The following is a 6,000-nucleotide window of genomic DNA, read 5'->3' on the forward strand; positions in this document are numbered from 1 at the left end:
GAGCTGACCTTTCAGATATTTCCCAGAGGGGGTAAAAATAGAGTATGACATAAGAAGTGTATCATATTAAAATTATGTTTTTTAATTACTAAATAATTTATTCCGAACCCTGTACCCATAGGAACGAGGGCCTTTCTATTTTTTTACTCAGTCGGAGAGCTAACTCTCCTCCTAAAAGTCTCCATTTAAAGACCGCTAGTTAATATAAAATGTAAACGTACGATAACGAAAGAACAATCAAGTTTTATATAATTATCTATCCTGTATAATTAAGTACCAGTGGTTACTTCGAATATTACTTATTTTTTTTATCGCCCCTCAGTTATTGAGACCTCGACCTCGGTTGTTGTCGTTAATTTCTCAACAACAAGTAAGAAATACCAATAGCTTCATTTTAAATACTAGCTAAAAGAAAACTACTCATAGTTTTTATATAAAGTCATATAGTCACAGAAAATATACCCCTCGCTAAATTTTTATTTAACGAAAGCCTCTGGTTAAATAGTCTAATAGTCGAACTCCTAGGGACAATAAACTGAACCCTCCTCAAGTGACTCCTCGCTAGAGAAAGTGGAGTACAACTCGAATATCTATTATTTCAAGAAAAAACCGTCCGGCCGTGCTCTGGTCAATGTGGGCTCTAACTTTTCCTCAGAACCAGACGCGCATCGGTGCTATTATACTTCGGAATCCGCTGCTATTAAAAAAATACCCCGATTTAAATAATAACGAGTTGGAGTTTTCATATAGAAAAAGAATATAACATGCGGTTTACTTGTATTTCAAGTAATAAACATAACGCTGTTTAAAATAGATAGGTTCGAATTATTTACTTATAAGACTCCTAAATTACGTTCGCTACTATTTTTTCGTCGCTTCACTGAACTCCCGGCCATACATAGCTATAGTCCAACATTCGGTTAATCTTGGGCCTCCGTAAATTATTTGTTCAAAATAAAAATGGAGGTCTAGTTTAGTATTGCAAGACAAGTACAGGAGTTTTCTAAGTGGCGCTAAAGTAACGTTATCTTTACAGAGTAGTTCTCTCCTCTGTAGGAAGGAGCTCAGCTCTAGAACTTCTTGTTACTGAGAGGAGAAATCTGAGTTTCTTTGAATCTCGGAACCTTACACGTCTACCTGCTAACCTCAACGAATGCCATACAAAACCAAGCCGCAGTATTAGATTAGAGAAGTTCTCTATCTGCAAAAATGTGAGTCGTCAAAGATATCAGTAAGGACGTAAACATAATAAACGACCGTGTCTGCAGTGAAGAACCACAAATTTTGCTATATTTAATCAATTTTGTTAACGACTAAGATCGTGGTAATTACGTTGTGGATGTCGTCCTAATTCCCGTTTTGGATCGCGTTGTTTGTTAGGCGGACGGTGATCTCATTAATAACTTAATATTGAGTTCGAATATCTATTTAAAACCTGTTATAAAACAAAACAAAAAAGACGCTGTAGTTTACGTCAACGTTACCCTTTATTATTAGGAACGACTTAATGATACGGCCGTACAACAACCCACTACCATAGGGGTTACGAACTAAATTGGCGTTAAGGTTCTAGCCTTATCCATTAACGTGAGTGTAGTAACCGACGTAGTGGATGGTACCGATGAAATGTCGGAGACGCAAAATCGACAAGTTATATCGAATAAAACCTATGGAGGTTGCCGAGTCACTGCCGTGGATGACATAACCGTGTTTATAAAAGAAATCTTTATGGGTTATTATGACGTATCATAAGACGTCATCGAACTAGACGAGGGCATGTTTATACTTGACAAAATGGGACCGCGGCATCAACAACATGTCACCGTTATCGTAGAAATGCGTTTCCCAGTCACTCTCGTTAAACAGGATAATGACAACTCGGCGCGTGTTATATATAGCTTGGAAAAAGTCCGGATAGTATTCCGAGTAACTATACTCATTAAGGTAAGCGTTTTTCGTATAAAAACAACGGATAGTACTTACAGAGCGGGAGTTAATGACGGAAATAAGGACTCACTACTGAAAATAGTTAACTACACTAAAGATTTCCTAGCAGGCGTCATCACAAAACTGAAAGTTATATTCGGGATTAATAAACACGGCAACCCACTAGCCTAACCGAAAGATTATTACGCTATACGGCGTTCTTAAAAAATAGCCGTTAGACGTTACGGACGTGGAGTTACAAAGGAACTCAGTCCCATGGTAAATTTAGTTTTTGTTGCCATAGTTATAGTCGCCGACGAACATTACGAAACGGTAACAATTTTACTTAGGGTAAAAGCCTACGGAAAAAGTATGGCTAAAATTGACGGTATCCGCATTAGTCCGAGTTTCGCGTACCTGTACGTGAATGTTCCTGGCTCTATTGCGTAACTTATCGGTTCCGCCCTAATTTATGGCTCGGATACTAATCCGGACTCTACTCACGATAACGCTCGTTTGGCCCTTATTTTATAAAATTATGAAATAAACGTTTAACAAGTTAACCGCGAAAAAGTCGTAAGCGGACGAGTTATAAAAAACGTTAATTACTATCCATCCTCGAAACCATGCAAAAACATTGCGCGTAAAGGTTACTCCACTATACTAGGCGGTTTGCGTATGGACGGAAGTGGAACAGCGGACCTTTTTTACAAACGTCTACGCCACTCGGTAGCTACGCGCACCACATTTCGTCACGCCAACAACAATTATGGGGTAGCTGTCCTTATTGTCGAGGAAAAAGTTGCTGTTAGTATAGCAATCCCTAATTTAAAAACTGACTTTAAAGGAATAGACCGAATGGAAAATTATCTTGACTAACTCCGTTTGTTAGCGCATGTAGATTAAACAATAACTAAAGTAGTTCATTCCATACAAGCTAAGGGAGCGGATTTACGGTCTTTGGGTTCTGGTTACCGCGACGAAGCTTGTAGTAGCCGTTAGGTCCTTATTTGTCCGAACGCTACCTATGGCGTTGCTACCAGTTACATGATTAACGTATATTTCAACATCATAGGGTAAGAGAAAGTTCGTTCCATACGGTCCGACTAACTATTTGTGATATAGGGTTTATATTCCAGTAGTTTCATCATTCGGGACAATACTGTATTATCCGTTAGTATCCTTATAATTTTGAGGGCTGCCGTTAATGCTCGTACGGATAAGGGGTTTAGTTGGGATCGCGACGAAATTCGGTTACTAAAAGTAGTGGTAGACTCAGCACCCATACTACCCTCACCGGTACTCCTACGAACACCGGTACTCTCACTGGTACTGGTACTCTCACCGACACCGGTACTCTTACGGGCACTCTTACTCTGACAAAACGAAAAAAAGATTAGAAAAATAATTCTGGGCTCCCCCACCCCAACCACCGGCTACGTACGAGATGTACGTGATAAGGAAGAAGTATGAGCTATCGGAGGCGAAGGTAATACAGCGAATTTTTTTAAGGAAGGAAACTATTTTCGACTCAGTGCTAACAAACATGACATGAGCTCAAAAATCTGAATCTATTGTTTGTCTACGAAAATAGACCCGAGCAATTTAGCTGACGATGAGCATGATTGAAATTTAAAACCAGACTTATGTTTTAGACAAGCTAAACACAAGCTTACGAAAGGTTTAGCTCTCCGCTGTGCAATAGTCTTTCCGCCTTAGATATTAATTTTATGTAACCAAAGGAGGTAAATTTCCTGTTGTATTTACAATTTCTCCTCGTTGCCGGGTGAAGTCAACATATAGGTATAATTAAAGTCTGAACAATGACCATTATCGTCATCAAAATTTTGCCATAAGGGTTTAGTCAAAAAAGACGGAATTTTTGGCTATTTTGTCGCAGACCATAAAACAATGCTACGCAGGATCGCAAATCTTTCACAATGTAACATTGTAATAGAACGGTTTCTTGTTCAGTATAATTTATTAAAAATTTGGTCTTTTTAAAACGATTATAAATCTTCGTAAACAAACTATTAAAAAGACATTTTGTTCCTGATACCATATTATCCTAATTCAATAATTAAATTTTTACTAACTACTTTATGTTAAACAACCTGTTCCGAATATTCGTAACGTACGTCGTACCGATAGCCAAATGTCTTGGCTCTCTCGCACAGGAGTTCTATAACTATCTCCTTTCTTTCGGAGATCCACGAATACTTTAGAACGTTTCTAATAGGTGCGTTTAACTTTTAGGGTTCGGCGGGTGTCAGATAGCACGCTAAGTCAAAACCGTAGTTCTCCCCAAGTAAGTAACATAACTATCGGAATTTAGGATACAACGGACAAACGTACCCGTAGTACACCCTGTTCGGGTTAAGGATTAAACATTGGTCACACTAAAACAGTTTCTTAATCTTACGTAATAACTAAAGTGCACGTAGTGTCTTAATCGTTTGAGTGAAGTTAAAAGTTAATAGTTAACGTGGTGTCTTTAGTTTCCTAATACACGGGCAACATTTGACTGTTTAGCTCTTTTAATCCAGCTAATAACAGTTTTTGCGATGTATGCTAAAGACAATAGACAGGTTTGCACGAAAATAGAACTGCACCTAAAAATAGTAGGGTCCCTTCGATGGGTAATCATTTTAATCATGATACTAATTTTACCTTATTATTTATTAGCTCCCTCTCTTTTGTACCGTCTACTTCTTTATTGTTGTTGAAGTACCAAAAGAGCTAATTTTCTTCGCGAGGACCCATAAAAATAACCATAACGTAATTAATAACCCCGATAACAAGAACATAAAACCTTACTTGTTGTGTCAAATGTATACCGTGTTAGAAACCGCGTTTGTTTTTTATAAGATTAACGACATGGGTTACGAGGGTATTTATTTGTTTTATTAGAATTCCAGTAAATAAATTCACCAAATCGATGATGGTTTCTAGTAAACCTTCTGAGAAACGACCCCTATTGGCATTTACGATAATCGGAATTAGCATTCCAGCTTTACATAGTTACCTTTGTTTTTTGACTTTGCGCTTGTCTTAGTGTTGATCCACCAAGTCTTTTCGTATATTGTTGGATAAGAATACTATTTCAAACCAGCCTTGCAAATTAGCTATCAAGATTAAAATTTTGAGGGCTTCCCGTAGTTTTAGGTTTCAGGTACGGTTAAGTCAGTGTCCATGTAAAACGTTTTTGTCATTGACACCCACTAAAAAACGACGGACTATGAGATCATTTTGTCTAACTGTAGTCAGTTGGTTAGTTAAACCGGGTCCAATTAGTTCTTCGGAATTTTTTAGTTAAATTGTTCGGTCACTGAAATTAATTATTACTTAACATAGATCCCGTTCTACCAGTTTCAGGAGTCGACCCACTATATGCATAATTAGATTGTCGACAACTTGGCGTTTGTCACTCATAATAACGGGTCGTTTAACCTCTATGCGACGTTCTTATAGCACGTGGACGACCCGTTTCACAGTAAAATAATAGTTGTCCGGTCGTAAGGGGCCTACTTTACTAACGTGTCCGACTTAGTGTTTTGTGCAATGAGCGTACCCAGAACGCAAATAAAAGAAACGAGGACAAGTAACCACCTAAGAGAGAGTAGTACTTCGGTGATCAATAATACCGGCTACATCAAGGTAAATATCCGCGACAACATCCCAAACCATGACCTAAACATCGGAAAGATAATCCAAAATCACACACCGAACAACGATGCCGTTAACGGACCAAACGATGTGCTGGCGAGTACAGTTAACCAAATAATTAATAACGCCAATAACCATCGATGTATAACTAGGACAATTTCTGTTTTTTTAGATTTGAAAGAGACGGACTTTGCTGAGTATTAATTACTCGTTACTTACATAACAATTAAACTCGTCTCCTATACAATAGGGCTTGAACGCAATAGTAGTGAAAAAAACTTCTTAAGTGACTCATAGATTTACCCGTTTAACAAATATATCGTAGTAACGAACAATAAACAGTAAGGGCGCGTCCGCCCTTAGATAAGAATTTGATGGTGACATCGAACGATCTTTATCCAAGGGCGG

The sequence above is a fragment of the Legionella qingyii genome (assembly GCF_003184185.1).